Raw genomic sequence first — 14,677 nt, 5'->3', positions numbered from 1 at the left:
CTCGAAGCCCAAAGCTGTTTTCCTCAGCTTACCTGCGATCCATCAAACAACCTCACCAGCCGGTGTGTCTTGCGTGCCATATTCTCATCGTGCGTTACCATCACGATCGTCGTATTCTCCGTCTTGTTCAGGTGTAAAAGGATCTCCATGATCTCGTTCCCCATAGCACTATCCAGGTTGCCGGTAGGCTCATCGGCCAGGATGATTTCCGGTTCGCCCACAATGGCCCGGGCAATGGCTACCCGCTGTTTCTGACCGCCCGAAAGTTGGGTGGGAAAATGTTTAATGCGATTGCTCAGGCCCACCTTCTCCAAAGCAGCCTTGGCCAGTTGGGTACGTTCTTTGGCAGAGCTGGTGCGGTATAGCAGGGGCAGTTCCACATTGTCCAGCACCTTCAGGTCATTGATCAGGTGATAGCTCTGAAAAATAAATCCCAGCTTCTTATTCCTGAAATGCGCCATCTGCTTATCCGACAAATGGGAGGTAGCTTCATTAGCAATCTTTACATCTCCTTTGGAAGGGGCGTCCAGCAATCCCATAATATTCAGCAGCGTACTTTTGCCACAGCCGGAAGGACCCATAATAGAAAGGAACTCGCCTTTTTGAACGGTCAGGTTCACATTGTTCAGGGCCAGTGTTTCCACCGTACTGGTGCGGTAAACTTTTTCGATATTCTGTAACTGTATCATACGGTTGTATTGTCTGGTTTAATAATAGTTTTAAAATTATATTTCTATTGCTTCAAAGCTTGCAGCTCAAAGCTCACGGCTTTATTTATAACTGATCTTTTCATTTTTCTCAAAATCATACAGGGAAAGATAGCGAAGCTGATAATACGCGCCCCACAGATCACGCAAGGCATAAATATAATCGCGCTTTGCCTGGTCCTTCTCCTGGAAAGCAATGCTCAGGTCGGTAATACTTAAATGTCCCAGCACATACCGTTCCCGCGCAATCTGGTACTTTTCCGAAGCAATACTGTCTGCCTGCGCAGTCAGGCTCAGTTGGTCCTGCATCATAGAAAATAAAGTCACCTGGGTAAATATCTCCTGCCGGAATACCTGTTGTTCCTGTTCCACCTCGTAGGCTATAAACTTCTGATTGGCCTGGGCTGTCTTTAACCGCGAGCGGGAACGGCCCCAGTCCAATATAGGAATATCAAATGCCAGTTGAAGCTGCTGTTGGTCTTTGGGCGATTTGTAAACACCCGGTAAATTAAGCGCGCTCTTGGAAAATCCCAGCCGGGCAGTAAGGGTAGCATTTAAACTATTATCACCTTTTGCTTTTGCTACATCCCGTTTCGCCTCAATGATCTTTCGCTGGAATGCGATGGCGTCAGAACGGTTGGCAAAGGCCTCTGTCAATACCTTGTCGGCGGATACTGCTACGTTAATGGCATTCTCCGGCAATTTCAGCGCTATCTTATCATCACCCGACAATCCCATATAAGCACGCAGGTTCAAAACGGCGATCTCCATATCCCGCCTGGCGCTGGCTACCGACTTTTGCGACTTCAGCAGCTCAAGCTGAAGCTGTAAGATCTCATTGCGCGATATTTTACCCAGCTCAAACTTCTCATTGGCAATACGGAGGATATTCGTTGTATTATTAAAATTGGTTTCTGCGATCTGCAGGTTTACCTGTGCCAGCAGCAGGTCGAAAAAATAGCCGCTTGCATTAATAGCGATCTGTTCCATGGATTCAATATACTCCTGCCGGCTCTCCTGGTATTTCAGGGGTTCAATGCGTTTATCCCATTTCAGGCTGTTGAACATAAACAGGGGCTGACTGTATCCCAACGCATACGGAACACCATTGTACAAAGTATTCTTCCGGTCAAAATCATCGAACCGCTGCAACTGCGTGGTGCCGAAAATGGTACCGCCGGTTTGGGCAATACTTTGTTCCAGCGACAAGTTCAGGGAGGAGTTATTATTCTTCACCGGTTGAAAGTCAATGGTCCCATTGGGTTGCAGGATTTCCTGGTAAGTTTTGCTGTAGCCCGGCAACCTGCCGTCCAACACCAGTTGTGGCTTGTAATTGGATTGATAAGTACGCCATTGCCAGTACCGGTTTTCTTTTAAAGTTACAGCCTGCTTGGCAGCAATAGACTGATTCCGGGCCATTTCCACTACCTGGGGCAACTGTAGCCATAGGGTGTCTTTGACTGTCTGGGCCGTAAGCCGGTAACCTGTCAATATCAATAAAAGGCTTGTATAGCTGATCCGTTTCATAAATACCGCTTAATCTTTAATCGTAATTTCCTTCAGGTGTTTGTACTGGCTCATATCCGTTGTAATAATCACCTCACCTGGTGTAACATTATCTTTCAGTTCCACATAATCAAAATTGGATAATCCCACGTGGACCATTCTGCGGATAGCCTTGCCGTTTTGCACCACAAAAAAATCCTGTGTCGCTGCCCCCTTATAAGCAGGCCCGTTGGCAATCCGCATTACTTGTTTGCTGGTAGCCGTCACCAGGAAAATTTCCAGTTTCAAATTGGGGCGTAACAGCTTATTGCTGCGGTCGTCCAGTTGCACATCGAAAGACAAAACGTTATTTTGTATAGCAGGATGAACATTGATCACTACCCCTCTTAGCAGGGAGTCGTTAATCCGGGCAATCACAGGCATGCCAATGCGCACCTGGTTGGCAAACGCATCAGAAATATGGCCCACGATCTTAAAACTTCCCAGGTTGGCTACTTTTACCAGCGACTCTCCTTCACTGATCTTGGAACCTATATTTTTATTCACCCAGGTGATCACGCCGTTACGGGTAGCCACAATATTGGCCTGTACCAGCTTCCGTTCCAGCTCATCCAGGTCCTTATATTGTATCTGGGCGGCTATCTCCGATTCGCGCATGTCGGCGTGCATTGTCATCTGTTTATTCCGGATCTCATTTTCCAGTTGCCGCTTTTCCAGTTGGGCCACCTTCAGGTCCAGCTCTGCCTGTTCTACTTCCTCGCGGGTACCGCCACCTGCTTTAAACAATCGCCTGGCATCCTGTACGGCTGCCTGGAGACTATTGATCTTTAGCTGTTTGATCGAGTCGTTCGCTTTCATGTCATAAAAACTCTTATCCAATTGCAACTTCAACTTGGTGATATTATTCTGTTTCAATTCCAATTGGAACTTCAGCTTTTCCAGTTCCAGCTTTGTAAACTCCTTGTCCAGTTCCAGTACAGATTGTCCGGCATTAACGGCAGTACCCGCATCCAGCAGCACATTTTTGATCACGGCATTAATGGGACTGGTAATCACCTCTTCAAATTCAGGCAATATTTCCCCGGTGGCCGTAAGGGTATTCTCGACATCGCCTTTTTCCACTACCGCCGTTGTGATAGCCGATCGTTTAACCGATGAGGATAAAGAATGCTGTAGCAGCCACAGGCTTGCTACAAGAAGTACCACGATAAGGGCCACCGAAAGAATAACCTTTCTTCTGCGTTTTCGGATAATGTCGGGGGATAATGCGCTGTCCATGCGATTGTTTCAGTTTGGCTTATATCTTCCAAGCCGGATGCCAATCGCAGATCGGTTATAATCAATGCTTTATCATAAAACAGAAAACAGAAAATGTCCGGTATCGAACATTTTGACCGATAAATTATTTTATCAAATCCAGTAGATCCCCAAAATCAAGGCGCAGACAATCTTGGTTCAGATAGTTAATTTCTTTAGTTTTGAAAATCTCAATACCATTGTAATATGAAAGTCTCCACGTTCGCCGGATATATCGCTTAAGTAAACCGGGAACATATTTATTACCCCCTCTGTCCGCTTTATGTAGCGGTCTTCACAGCTATTATCTATTTTATTAATTCAAACTCAAGAAAGGAGTTCGTATGCCATTGAACCAAACAACCAACAAAACGTCTGTGTTTTCATTTATCATACAGGCGCTGAAAGGAGAACACCAGGATTTTACACAGGGCAGCATTCGTAAAGGAGTGCTCCTGCTTGCCATTCCCATGATCCTTGAAATGGTCATGGAAAGTGTCTTTGCGCTGGTCGATATGTACTTTGTAGGCAGAACAGAGCATGGCCGGCAGGCTGTAAACACAGTAGTATTAACAGAATCTGTACTTACCATCCTATACTCGGTAGCCATTGCGCTCAGTATGGGAGCCACGGCTATAGTGGCCAGGCGGGTAGGAGAAAAGAACATTGACCTGGCTGCCAAATCGGGCGCACAGGCTATTAACCTGGCCTTACTCATCACCGTCGTTATTAGCTTGTCGGGGGCCTTTTTTGCGCCGTATATCCTGCAGATCATGGGTGGGTCTCAGGAAGTAATAGCGCTTGGTACGCCTTATACGCGCATCATGTTTGGCGGTTCTGTTGTCATCATGCTCTTATTCCTCATCAACGGTATCTTCCGCGGTGCCGGCAATGCGGCCATTGCCATGTGGTCATTGTGGATAGCCAACGGGTGCAACATCATCCTCTGTCCTATCCTCATCCATTACTATGGATTGACCGGTGCGGCCATTGCTACTACCATTGGAAGGGGCGTTGGTGTCCTATTCCAGTTATACCACTTATTCAGGGGGAAAGGGCTGCTGCGTATCAAACGTTCACATTTCACACTCGATTTGGGTATTTTTAAAACGCTCTTCGATCTCTCATGGGTAGTTTTTATCCAGTTTTTTATTGCCTCTGCCAGTTGGATGTTCCTGGCCAGGCTCATAACCCGTTTTGGCGAAGAGGCGGTAGCTGGTTATGGAGTAGCTATCCGCATCCTCATGTTCTTCCTGCTACCGGCCTGGGGCATGAGCAATGCGGCCGCTACACTGGTGGGGCAAAACCTGGGTGCACAGCAGCCGGAACGGGCCGAACAATCCGTATGGAAAACGGCCAAATACAACGCCATCTTCATGGCTGTCGTCATTCTTATCTTCCTGGTAGGGTCCGAATACATCACCTCCTTCATGAACAAGGATGCCGGCGTGGTAAAAGTTGCTACAGAGGCGATTCATATAGTCAGTCTCGGCTATATCTTTTACGGGGTAGGGATGGTAGTCACCAGCGCTTTTAACGGAGCGGGCGATACCAAAACGCCCACCTTCATTAATTTCTTTGGCTTTTGGCTCTTCCAGATCCCGGTTGCTTACCTGCTGTCCATTACACTGCAATGGGGGCCTACCGGCGTATTCATCGCCATACTTACCGCCGAAGCAGGCATTAGTATTGCTGGTGTCATCATCTTCCGGCGGGGAGCCTGGAAAAAAGTAAAGATTTAAACCTGCTACCGGTTACCGGTTTCTGGGACTTTATGTGTAGCTTGTCGCATCATATTAAATGATGCGGCAGGCTGCCCATAAGGGCCGGTTTACCAGTAACCAGAAACCAGTAACCAGCTATGAATTCCATTTCGAACAACGCCATACGCCAGATATTATTACTCATTACCATCATTCTCATTGGCATTGTACTCTTCATTCACTTAAAGATCTTTATTCCTGCATTCCTCGGCGCCTATACCCTCTATGTGCTCATGCGCAAATACATGTTTATCTTACAGGGCAAGCACAAGTGGAACAAGAACCTCGCTGCTGCTATTCTCATGCTGCTCTCTTTCCTGATCATCATGCTGCCAATACTTGTATTTGCCAACATGATGACCTCCAGGATCGCCTTTGCCATCGAACACTCCTCCGAACTGCTCACTTCTATCCAGGACTTCATCAATAAATATGAACAACGGTACGGTATTAACATCATAACCGATGAAAACATCCGCCGCCTTTCCACCATAGGAGCAGAAACACTGCCTAAAATATTAGGCGCTACCTTCAATACCCTTACCACCGTAGTCATGATGTATTTCATTCTGTACTTCATGCTGGTGGATGGGCGTAAAATGGAATCCCATTTCTATGAATGGGTGCCACTCAAAGATGAAAACATCCTGCTGCTGCGTAGGGAACTCAACCTCCTGGTTAACTCCAATGCTATTGGCATACCGCTTATTGCCTTGCTACAGGGATTGGTAGCGCTGGTAGGCTACATCTTTTTGGGTGTGGAAGAACCCGTCTTCTGGTTTGTCATCACCTGTATTGCCGCCATGCTGCCGGTGGTAGGTGCTGCACTGGCCTATATCCCCCTCAGCCTTGTCTTCTTTGCCGAAGGTAATTCCGGTAAAGGGATCATTATGCTCATATATGGCTTTGGTGTGGTAGGCGTGGTAGACAATGTGTTCCGCTTTTGGCTGCAAAAAAAACTGGGCGATGTACACCCCATGATCACCGTCTTTGGGGTCATCATTGGTGTCAGCATGTTTGGCTTTATTGGCCTTATCTTCGGCCCCATTCTGATCTCTCTTTTCTTGCTCATGATCAAGATTTATGTCAATGAATTCAGTCAAAGAACAGGCTCTAATGACATCCCGGTAAAATAACTCCCTGATAGTTATTGCATTCAACCTCAACCAGGCCCGTGCTCATATAGTCATTGAAAATATATTAAGGGGTTCCCTCAAATTACTACACAATAAAAATCCCTGCTGCGGAGCCCGGAGATCCTATACTATTTCCTCCCTGCCTGCCGTTTATAAACCGGTAAATAACCACGCATCATAAAATAGTTGATGTACCCTTAAATCCATGTACCCCTTCTTTCGATCCATATTGGCTGTTACCCTGGTATGCCTTTTTGTAGCATGGCCGGTATTCATGTCCGGTAACAACAGGGAAAACCATATAGGGTTTAAAAAGCCGGTGTCCTTAATACTCTACCATTCCCCCGCCAATACAGTTGTCAAATCCGCACAGGAACGATTGTGTGAAGAGGTGACCTTTCTCTATGACAGTTTACACCTGCAACGCCTGGGGCTTAAAAGGGAAGCGCTGGAATATGCCCTCAAAGGATACAAAAAGCTCATGCGCGCGGAAAGTCTTGTCAATGATAGTGTATTATCCATTTGCGATTTCAGCCAGTCATCGCGCAAAAAAAGATTGTATGTAATAGACCTGGCGCATACAAAGCTGCTCATCAATACCTATGTAGCACATGGAAAGCGCTCTGGTAAAGAATATGCCTGGAAATTTTCCAATAAACCGGATTCTTATAAAAGCAGCCTGGGCTTTTACATCACCCGCAATACCTATCAGGGCGCCAATGGCCTTTCATTAAACATTGATGGATTGGAAACAGGGATCAATGACAAAGCATTTGAGCGGAGGATCGTCATCCACAGTTCTACCTACGTGGGAAAGCGCTGGCTAAAGGAAAATAAGTTCCCTGGCCGCAGCCTCGGATGCCCGGCTGTACCGGTCAATCAATTAGATCAGGTAATCGAAACAATTAAAGATGGTTCATGTCTCTTCATCTACCATCCTACAAAATACTATCTGGCAAAGTCCAACATATTGAACGGCTAGGCTTGGACATAAACTTCAGATGGTTTGAAGGCGGGAAAGCTCAATATAGGTTCGTACCCTATGGTTGGGCTTTTCTTTTTGTATTCGGTCGCCAGCCTCTATTACAACCACCAGGCAACCAACTGGCAGGCCATTCCTGTAAACAAGCCGATATAAATCTCCTGCCGGCTATGATTACTCACCATCAGGCGTGAAGTGCAAACAATACCGGCTACCAGCAGGGCCACCGCTAAATATTGGCCCGTTACTTCCTGGCGGTTCAATACCTGCAACAGGAAAAACATCACCATGCCGCCTACTGCAGTAGCATGCATGCTCACCTTCAGCCGGATATTCCACATCCAGGCGCCGCATACGGCCAGGAAGCTGCCCAATAAAAAATGTACAAAGAAAACAGGCGTCTCATGCTGGTTACGGAAAACATACCATACCCAGAAATAGAAAATAATAGCAGCAGCATAGGGAATGATCCGTTCCTTTTGGGTGCGCAGGAAGATAGACTCAATAAATCCCAGCCTCCACATCAGGAAAACAGAAAAAGCTGGTAAAAAGCTACTCGTGAAAAATACAGCGATCAGGGAAAAGAACTTCCGCTGGTCAGAATAACCCGCAAAAGCCAATGGATGGATATATAAAAGAAAAGCGGTTACATACGCCGGGATAAACAGGGGATGGAACACATAAGAAAAAAAATGGGCCAGGAAGCGGAGTGTCGCTGGCTGCCGGTAATCTTCGCCACCGTTTAAAGGAGGGGGATGAGCAACAATATTTTCCATCATAATTCTTTGCGCAGTCTCGCTACCGGGATATTCAATTGCTCCCGGTACTTGGCTACAGTTCTGCGTGCAATATTATAGCCTTTTTCCTGGAGCATATCGGTTAATTTTTCATCGCTCAGCGGTTTCTTCTTGCTTTCCCCTTCAATCAGGTCGCTTAAGATCTTCTTCACCTCACGGGTGCTCACCTCTTCTCCGCTATCGGTGCTCAAAGATTCACTGAAGAAAAACTTCAGCCGGTAAGTCCCGAACTCTGTTTGTACAAACTTGCTATTCGCCACACGGCTCACCGTAGAGATATCCAGCCCGGTGCGTTCTGCTATATCCTTCAGGATCATGGGCCTTAATGTTGTTTCATCACCGGTGAGGAAAAAATCCCGCTGATAATCCATGATCGTTTCCATCACACTGGTAAGTGTGTGTTGCCGTTGCTTGATCGCATCAATAAACCATTTGGCCGCATCTATCTTTTGCTTAATGAACAGTACCGCTTCCTTCTGCCGCTTATCCTTCTTGCTGCCCTTATCATATTCCTTCAGCATCTCCCGGTATCCTTCACTGATGCGGAGATCAGGCGCATTCTTTGAGTTCAGGGTCAGTTCCAGCTTTCCGCCATTATTGAAAATGAAGAAATCCGGCACCACATAACTTTCCGCCTTGTTAATATCCCCATGATTGCCGCCGGGCTTGGGGGTAAGACGGATAATATGGCTGATCACGTCCTTCAATCCTTCATCACTCAGGTTCAGTCCGCGCTGGATCTTATCGTAATGCTTCTTGGTAAACTCGTCAAAATAATTCGTCAGCACATCAATCGCGGTGTCAACCCTCCTCCCATGTACCTTTTGCCGCTGTAATTGCAGCAGCAGGCATTCCTGCAGGTTGCGGGCGCCTACGCCGGGCGGGTCAAAATGTTGTATCAGCCGTATCACACCTTCTACTTCCTGCTCATTGCTGTCAATATTCTGCCGGAAAGCCAGGTCATCCACAATGGCCGAGGCCTCACGCCGGAGGTATCCGTCATCATCAATACTACCCACGATCTGCTCAGCGATCCGCCGCTGGCGGTCATCCAGCTTCAGCATGCCCAGCTGCTCCAGCAGGTGCTCATGAAAAGACGTCTCTACCCGGTACGGGATCACCTTATTATCATCCACTTCCGGATAATTGTCGTCCTTCATCTTATACTCTGCTATCTCTCCGTCATCATCACTCACATATTCGCTGATATCAATATTACCATATTCATCTTCACTTCCATCCGGTTCAAAGTCGTCTTCTGCACTCTCAAATTCATCCTTTACCTCTGATTCAAACTGGTCTTCATGATCTTCATCAGAAACCTCCAATGCCGGGTTTTCCTCCAATTCCTCCTTGATCCGCTCTTCGAGGTTGGCAGTAGGCACCTGCAGCAGCTTCATTAATTGAATCTGCTGGGGCGAAAGTTTTTGTAATAATTTTTGTTGTAAGCTTTGACTCAGTGCCATGTTCGTCAGGGGGTTTTATCCGCCTTTCCTGCCAAAAAAAATGGAAAATCGGCGGCAACCACAAAAATCAGGCCGTAAATTTACGGACAAATGTAATGAACGTGCTCCAACGATTTTATAAAATTATTGTTGCCTTGGCATTTTCTTTAAAAATGTTAATGTTACAGGCACAGCAAAATCAACCACCAGCGGCCCCAATCGCAGTGGTGGGGCCGGTTTCAGCCAGTTCGCATAAACCATGGCGCCTGGCGCACCAATCATTTTTTAACAAATCACCACAGTCTGCGCTCACCAATCGCCCGTTCACAGCAAATGGGTTACCAGGGTCCTTGGTACCAACACGATGGCCTGCTCAGACAACTGTCATTGGCCAGAATTTCTATACACAGCATTTTGGCTTCTTCTGCAGGCAGGAACTCCGGCTGGAAAAAGCATCCGGACTACCCCTGCGCTTCCGGCTGGGCTCATTAAAAGATTGCAATTACCTCGAAGGCAAATAAAAATGGTGAGCCGTCCTGACTAAAGTGCGGGACGGCATAAAGAAAAATGGTGGGTCACCTTCTAAAAGGTGGCTCACCATTTTTCTTTAAGTTTAACTATTGGCCACTCGCCTTGCCCTACACCGTCGCCTGCTGCGCTGCCAATACCTTCTTCACCGCAGCCACCATCTTCTCTCCCTTCTCTTTGATCTGTTCGGCTGTCCAAACCAGGCTGATAGCAGTGGAAATGCAACGGCTCATAATAGCATCGCTGGCTGCGAAATCCTTATTGGCCTGCTGCATCACGGCTGCTTTGTGCTCGGGATGCAGGGCATTCAGGGTCAGGGATTTTTTAAGATGGTCCCATTTGCGGATATAATGCCAGTTATTATTGTACCAGTAAAAATTGCCGGCCAGGATACCCTGGGCCTTCAGCTCTGCTACCACCGCTTCTGTGATCTCCTGCGAAGGCAGGAACCAACTGATAAACGTGCAGCTATCCCCTGCCGGATCGGGAATACGGCGGAAACTGATCTCCGGGACCTGTGATAAAATGGCTTTCAGGGCGCCGTGGTTCCTGTGCTGGATAGCCAGGAATTCCTGCAGACGCTGTACCTGGGCCAGGCCTACGGCAGCATGCAATTCTGAAATACGGTAATTATAGCCAATAAAAGGATGCAGGTCGGCCCCGCGGTCTACGCCTTTGTGATCATGGCCATGATCGCTATACCCGTCGCTCTTAATATATACATCTTCATTATTCGTCAGCACCACGCCGCCTTCAGCACAGGTCATCGTTTTTACAAAGTCGAAAGAAAAAGTGCCCGCATCTCCGATCGTTCCCAGGTACTTTCCTTTATACATAGCGCCGATGCTCTGACAGGCATCTTCCAGTAAAAGCAGCTTATGCTCTTTGCAAATAGCCTGCAGGGCGTCCAGATCGGCCATACTGCCACACATATGCACAGGCATAATACACTTTGTTTTGGAAGTAATGGCTTTACGCACGGCATCAGGGTCCAGTGTCAGCGTATCATCTACATCCACCAGTACCGGCACAGCGCCTACACTCAACACAGCTTCAAAGCTTGCCACAAAAGTGAACGAAGGCATAATCACTTCGTCGCCATAGCCAATACCCAATGCGCTCAGGGCTGTGGTAAGGGCTGCCGTTCCGCTGGATACAAGCTGTGCATACTGCGCGCCAAATACCGTGCAAAGGGCCTGTTCCAGCTCCTTCGCCTTCCAGATACCTTTGCGCGGACCATCAAAGCCATACCGCATCAGGATACCCGTTTCCATCACATCGTTAACATGTTTGCGCTCCGAAGCACCAAATAATTCATAACCAGGCATATAATTAATTTTTGTAATTGCAGAATTGTCACAAAGGTAAAAAATCATTTTACTGCACAATCCACGCCTCATTCTCCAGCTTCTCAAAACGCAAAGGCAGGGGCCAGTCGGCATACGGCAGACTTTCATTCCCGGCTTCATCCAGCGTCGTCAGGTAAATACTGGCATACCGTTTATCGGCCGGCAACTGGATTCGGAAAATGCAGGAGTCGCTGCCGGGTTGTACATCCACCGGCCGTGCACTGTAAAAATTAACAAAAGCATCCGTGCTATCCGCGCTCAGGTAGGCCTTAAAAGACTTGATATGCTTTTTTTCTATGCCCGACCTCACAACGGTGATCTCGAAAGTAGAGCTGTCAACAACCGTGAAAGACTTTACCGTAGGGCTTGATGGCCGCAGGGAATCAAGCCAGATCATACCCGGTATCAACGCAGGCTTCCTGTAATAATTCATCCGCAGGCTATCGCTCCATCCATTGGGATTATTCACAAACGATTTACTGCTGAAATAAATAGCCCCCTGTATCCCGGGGTAATCGCGCAATGCCTCAATTTGCCGGGGTAACATCGTCTTGTCACGCCAGGCGGCATTGCTGTTGGCCCGGTAAGGCGCCAGCCCGATATAGCAATGCCGGCCATAACTGTGCTTGCTCCACCAGTCCAGCAATACCTCGTAAGGAGCCGCTTTATGGCCAAACTCCCAATACAACTGAGGCGCTACATAATCAATCCATCCTTCCCGCAGCCACAACAAAATATCTGCATACAGGTCATCATAATTCGTTTGTCCGGCTGTCGTAGCGCTCCCTTCCGGGTCATCGCTTTGGTTCCGCCATACGCCAAAAGGGGAAATGCCAAACTTGCAATACTTATTCTCCTCCCGGATCACACGCCCCAGTTTCACAATAATGGAATCCACATTACTCCTGCGCCAGTCATCCTTGCTCAGTCCGTTGCCATACTTTGCATACGTCTTATTATCCGGGAATTCCTTGCCCGCAATACGGTAAGGATAAAAATAATCGTCAAAATGGATCGCGTCTACAGCATAGCGGTGTACTACATCCCGGATCACCTTCACCACAAACTCCTGGGCTTCCTTATTACCGGGATCAAAATAACGTTTCCCCCCATAGGCCAGGAACCAATCCGGATGCAGCTTTGTAACATGGTTGGCAGCTATAGAAGACTTGCCAATGCTGAACTCAGCCCTGTAGGGATTGCACCAGGCATGAAACTCCATACCCCGCTTATGTGTTTCCTCGATCATGAACTGTAAGGGATCGTAATAAGGAGAGGGGGCCTTGCCTTGCTTACCCGTGAGCCATTCGCTCCACGGTTCATATGGCGAAGGGTAAAAAGCATCAGTAGCGGGCCTTATCTGCACGATCATCGCATTCAGGCCATTGCGCTTGTGCATATCCAGTTGGGCAATAAACTCTGCTTTTTGCTGAGCGGTATTATAATTCCCTTTACTGGGCCAGTCAATATTATCTACGGTTGCTATCCAGGCGGCACGGAACTCATATTCCGGTTGGGAAAATGCGGTAACGGATGCCCAAAGGCAGGCAGCAAAAGTCAAAAAATGTTGTTTCATAATTCGGATTAACTTCCTCTCATTTTGTCCAGCAGTCCATTCAGTATGACGGCTTCCTCTTCTGTAAGGTTGCCAACAGAAGCGTCCATATCATGGTTAAATCCATCCAGCCCTTCTAATAAACTCAAACCCTTCTCTGTTATTGTTACATCTACCAGCCGGCGATCTGTTTTACAAATAACTTTCTTCACCAGCTCCTTCTTCACCAGCCTGTCTACGATCCGGCTGGTGTCGCTCATCTTATCCAGCATACGTTGCCGTATCTGTAAAGTAGAAAGCGGTGTGCCGGCCCCACGTAAAATACGCAGGATATTAAATTGCTGCGGAGTGATATCAGCGTTATCAAAAAACTGCTTATTCTTCTCCATCAGCCAGTTCGATGTATAGATCAGGTTCACTGATACCTTATGGTATTCATTGCGGAACTTCGTTTGTTGGATGTCATTTTCTATACTCATATGGGCAGTAGTTTGGGTTATAAAAGTAGCAATTTTGCCTCCATGCTAATCACTCCACACCTTTGTTCCCTCACTGCAGTTGGCGCAGATATCAATATTCTTGCGGCTTTGTAAAATTTGCCGGCGAAAGTTTACATAATCATCACTGTGCCATACCTCCTTAAAGCTTTTTCCTTTCAGGTCGCCCAGGGTGTGCTGCGCATCCTTGTCAAAACAACAGGGCACCACCAGGCCATCCCAACTGATCACCGTAGCATGCCATAGCCGCCAGCAGTGATTTTGCAGGGAATTTTTAAAAGCAAACTCCCCTTTTTCATTCCGGCGGTAACGGCTATACTTATCCAGCGTAGGGATCAGGTTATTGGGGTCCTGCTCATAATCATACACCTGGGCCGTCTTAAAGCGCACATCATCCACACCGATCTCCGCCGCCAGCCGCTTCACATCTTCAATCTGGTGCTCATTGGGCTTCACTACCAGGAACTGGAAAAAAACAAAAGGCGTTTTACTGTTCAGCTCCTTCTTCCACTTCATAATATTACGGGCTCCTGCCAGCACCTTTTCCAGCTTGCCACCTACCCGGTATTGCTGGTATACGTCCTGGGTGGTGCCGTCAATTGAAATGATCAGCCGGTCAAGGCCGCTTTCCACCGTGCGGCGCGCATTGGCATCATTCAGGTAATGCGCATTCGTGGAGGTGGCGGTATAGATCCCTTTTTGCGAGGCATACTTCACCATCTCCAGGAAATCGGGATTCAGGTACGGCTCGCCCTGGAAATAAAAGATCAGGTACAGCAAGTCCCCCGAAAGCTGGTCAATCGTATCCCGGAAAAAATTCTTTTGCAACATCCCTGTAGGCCGGGTAAAAGCCCGTAGGCCACTGGGGCATTCCGGACAACGCAGGTTACAGGAAGTAGTAGGTTCAAAAGAAATGGATAAGGGGTATCCCCACTGTACAGGTTTGCGTGTCCATTTACTTAAATAATAGCTGCTCAATACCTTACCCGCGTTCCATAAGCGGCGGAAAGTGAGCTTGGACATCAGATTGATACTATCGTGCCAGTTAAATGAGGGCATTACATTATAAAATTAGGGATACCTGCTTAATGCGCAATGTTTTATACCCGGTAACGT

General features: G+C 47.5%; 13 protein-coding genes. 4 read left to right on the top strand and 9 right to left on the bottom strand.

The window, feature by feature from the left end; genetic code table 11:
* Positions 1-23 precede the first annotated feature (23 nt).
* The 3 genes from HB364_RS04985 to HB364_RS04975 all read right to left on the bottom strand — a co-directional run bounded on the left by HB364_RS04985 (position 24) and on the right by HB364_RS04975 (position 3,491).
* Positions 24-689: an ABC transporter ATP-binding protein gene (locus HB364_RS04985; protein ID WP_167286773.1), complete on the bottom strand. Its 666-nt coding sequence runs from the start codon at positions 687-689 to the stop codon at positions 24-26.
* Between the two features lie 81 nt (positions 690-770).
* Entirely contained in the window at positions 771-2,234 is a 1,464-nt protein-coding gene (locus tag HB364_RS04980) for a TolC family protein (RefSeq protein ID WP_167286772.1), read from the bottom strand.
* A 9-nt stretch (positions 2,235-2,243) separates the two neighbouring features.
* Positions 2,244-3,491, bottom strand: a complete 1,248-nt coding sequence (locus HB364_RS04975) for an efflux RND transporter periplasmic adaptor subunit (RefSeq protein WP_167286771.1) — start codon at positions 3,489-3,491, stop codon at positions 2,244-2,246.
* 362 nt (positions 3,492-3,853) lie between these two features.
* Between HB364_RS04975 and HB364_RS04970 the strand changes: the two genes are divergently transcribed.
* The 3 genes from HB364_RS04970 (at position 3,854) to HB364_RS04960 (ending at position 7,390) form a co-directional block, all read left to right on the top strand.
* Positions 3,854-5,251 carry an MATE family efflux transporter gene (locus HB364_RS04970; RefSeq protein WP_208419853.1) on the top strand — a complete coding sequence of 466 codons (1,398 nt, stop codon included), beginning with the start codon at positions 3,854-3,856 and terminating at the stop codon, positions 5,249-5,251.
* Positions 5,252-5,370: 119 nt separating this feature from the next.
* Positions 5,371-6,408, top strand: a complete 1,038-nt coding sequence (locus tag HB364_RS04965) for an AI-2E family transporter (protein ID WP_167286770.1) — start codon at positions 5,371-5,373, stop codon at positions 6,406-6,408.
* Between the two features lie 205 nt (positions 6,409-6,613).
* Complete coding sequence (locus HB364_RS04960) at positions 6,614-7,390, top strand: murein L,D-transpeptidase catalytic domain family protein (RefSeq protein WP_167286769.1); 777 nt, start codon at positions 6,614-6,616, stop codon at positions 7,388-7,390.
* A 101-nt stretch (positions 7,391-7,491) separates the two neighbouring features.
* Here HB364_RS04960 and HB364_RS04955 read toward each other — a convergent pair whose 3' ends face one another.
* Both HB364_RS04955 and rpoN read right to left on the bottom strand, forming a co-directional pair.
* Positions 7,492-8,166, bottom strand: coding sequence for a hypothetical protein (locus tag HB364_RS04955; protein ID WP_167286768.1), 675 nt, complete (start codon positions 8,164-8,166; stop codon positions 7,492-7,494).
* Positions 8,166-9,653 (bottom strand): RNA polymerase factor sigma-54, encoded by a 1,488-nt coding sequence (gene rpoN / locus HB364_RS04950; RefSeq protein WP_167286767.1) that lies wholly within the window; start codon positions 9,651-9,653, stop codon positions 8,166-8,168. The genes HB364_RS04955 and rpoN overlap by 1 nt, the downstream gene beginning before the upstream one ends.
* A 95-nt stretch (positions 9,654-9,748) precedes the next feature.
* On the opposite strand from rpoN, the gene HB364_RS04945 reads away from it, so the two are divergent.
* Positions 9,749-10,153 (top strand): hypothetical protein, encoded by a 405-nt coding sequence (locus HB364_RS04945; RefSeq protein WP_167286766.1) that lies wholly within the window; start codon positions 9,749-9,751, stop codon positions 10,151-10,153.
* A 117-nt stretch (positions 10,154-10,270) separates the two neighbouring features.
* Here the strand turns inward: HB364_RS04945 and HB364_RS04940 are convergent, their stop codons facing one another.
* Genes HB364_RS04940 through HB364_RS04925 form a run of 4 tightly spaced genes read right to left on the bottom strand, consistent with a single transcriptional unit; the run spans position 10,271 to position 14,620 of the window.
* Positions 10,271-11,488 (bottom strand): DegT/DnrJ/EryC1/StrS family aminotransferase, encoded by a 1,218-nt coding sequence (locus tag HB364_RS04940; RefSeq protein WP_167286765.1) that lies wholly within the window; start codon positions 11,486-11,488, stop codon positions 10,271-10,273.
* A 49-nt stretch (positions 11,489-11,537) separates the two neighbouring features.
* A complete protein-coding gene (locus HB364_RS04935; protein ID WP_167286764.1) occupies positions 11,538-13,085 on the bottom strand; it encodes a glycoside hydrolase family 10 protein in 1,548 nt (515 codons plus the stop codon).
* A gap of 8 nt (positions 13,086-13,093) precedes the next feature.
* On the bottom strand, positions 13,094-13,543 hold the full coding sequence (locus tag HB364_RS04930) for a MarR family winged helix-turn-helix transcriptional regulator (protein ID WP_167286763.1): 450 nt from the start codon (positions 13,541-13,543) through the stop codon (positions 13,094-13,096).
* A gap of 45 nt (positions 13,544-13,588) precedes the next feature.
* A complete protein-coding gene (locus HB364_RS04925; RefSeq protein WP_167286762.1) occupies positions 13,589-14,620 on the bottom strand; it encodes a radical SAM/SPASM domain-containing protein in 1,032 nt (343 codons plus the stop codon).
* Between the last annotated feature and the right edge of the window lie 57 nt (positions 14,621-14,677).

This window comes from Paraflavitalea devenefica, assembly GCF_011759375.1.
Classification (GTDB): domain Bacteria; phylum Bacteroidota; class Bacteroidia; order Chitinophagales; family Chitinophagaceae; genus Paraflavitalea; species Paraflavitalea devenefica.
This window is presented reverse-complemented; position numbering and strand designations above follow the sequence as displayed.

Excerpts from the sequence above, each read along its gene's own strand:
- HB364_RS04975 (WP_167286771.1), bottom strand. The coding sequence starts at position 3,491 with ATGGACAGCGCATTATCCCCCGACATTATCCGAAAACGCAGAAGAAAG.
- HB364_RS04970 (WP_208419853.1), top strand. The coding sequence starts at position 3,854 with ATGCCATTGAACCAAACAACCAACAAAACGTCTGTGTTTTCATTTATC.
- HB364_RS04985 (WP_167286773.1), bottom strand. The coding sequence starts at position 689 with ATGATACAGTTACAGAATATCGAAAAAGTTTACCGCACCAGTACGGTG.
- HB364_RS04960 (WP_167286769.1), top strand. The coding sequence starts at position 6,614 with ATGTACCCCTTCTTTCGATCCATATTGGCTGTTACCCTGGTATGCCTT.
- HB364_RS04935 (WP_167286764.1), bottom strand. The coding sequence starts at position 13,085 with ATGAAACAACATTTTTTGACTTTTGCTGCCTGCCTTTGGGCATCCGTT.
- HB364_RS04945 (WP_167286766.1), top strand. The coding sequence starts at position 9,749 with ATGAACGTGCTCCAACGATTTTATAAAATTATTGTTGCCTTGGCATTT.
- HB364_RS04925 (WP_167286762.1), bottom strand. The coding sequence starts at position 14,620 with ATGCCCTCATTTAACTGGCACGATAGTATCAATCTGATGTCCAAGCTC.
- HB364_RS04955 (WP_167286768.1), bottom strand. The coding sequence starts at position 8,166 with ATGGAAAATATTGTTGCTCATCCCCCTCCTTTAAACGGTGGCGAAGAT.
- rpoN (WP_167286767.1), bottom strand. The coding sequence starts at position 9,653 with ATGGCACTGAGTCAAAGCTTACAACAAAAATTATTACAAAAACTTTCG.
- HB364_RS04940 (WP_167286765.1), bottom strand. The coding sequence starts at position 11,488 with ATGCCTGGTTATGAATTATTTGGTGCTTCGGAGCGCAAACATGTTAAC.
- HB364_RS04980 (WP_167286772.1), bottom strand. The coding sequence starts at position 2,234 with ATGAAACGGATCAGCTATACAAGCCTTTTATTGATATTGACAGGTTAC.
- HB364_RS04965 (WP_167286770.1), top strand. The coding sequence starts at position 5,371 with ATGAATTCCATTTCGAACAACGCCATACGCCAGATATTATTACTCATT.
- HB364_RS04930 (WP_167286763.1), bottom strand. The coding sequence starts at position 13,543 with ATGAGTATAGAAAATGACATCCAACAAACGAAGTTCCGCAATGAATAC.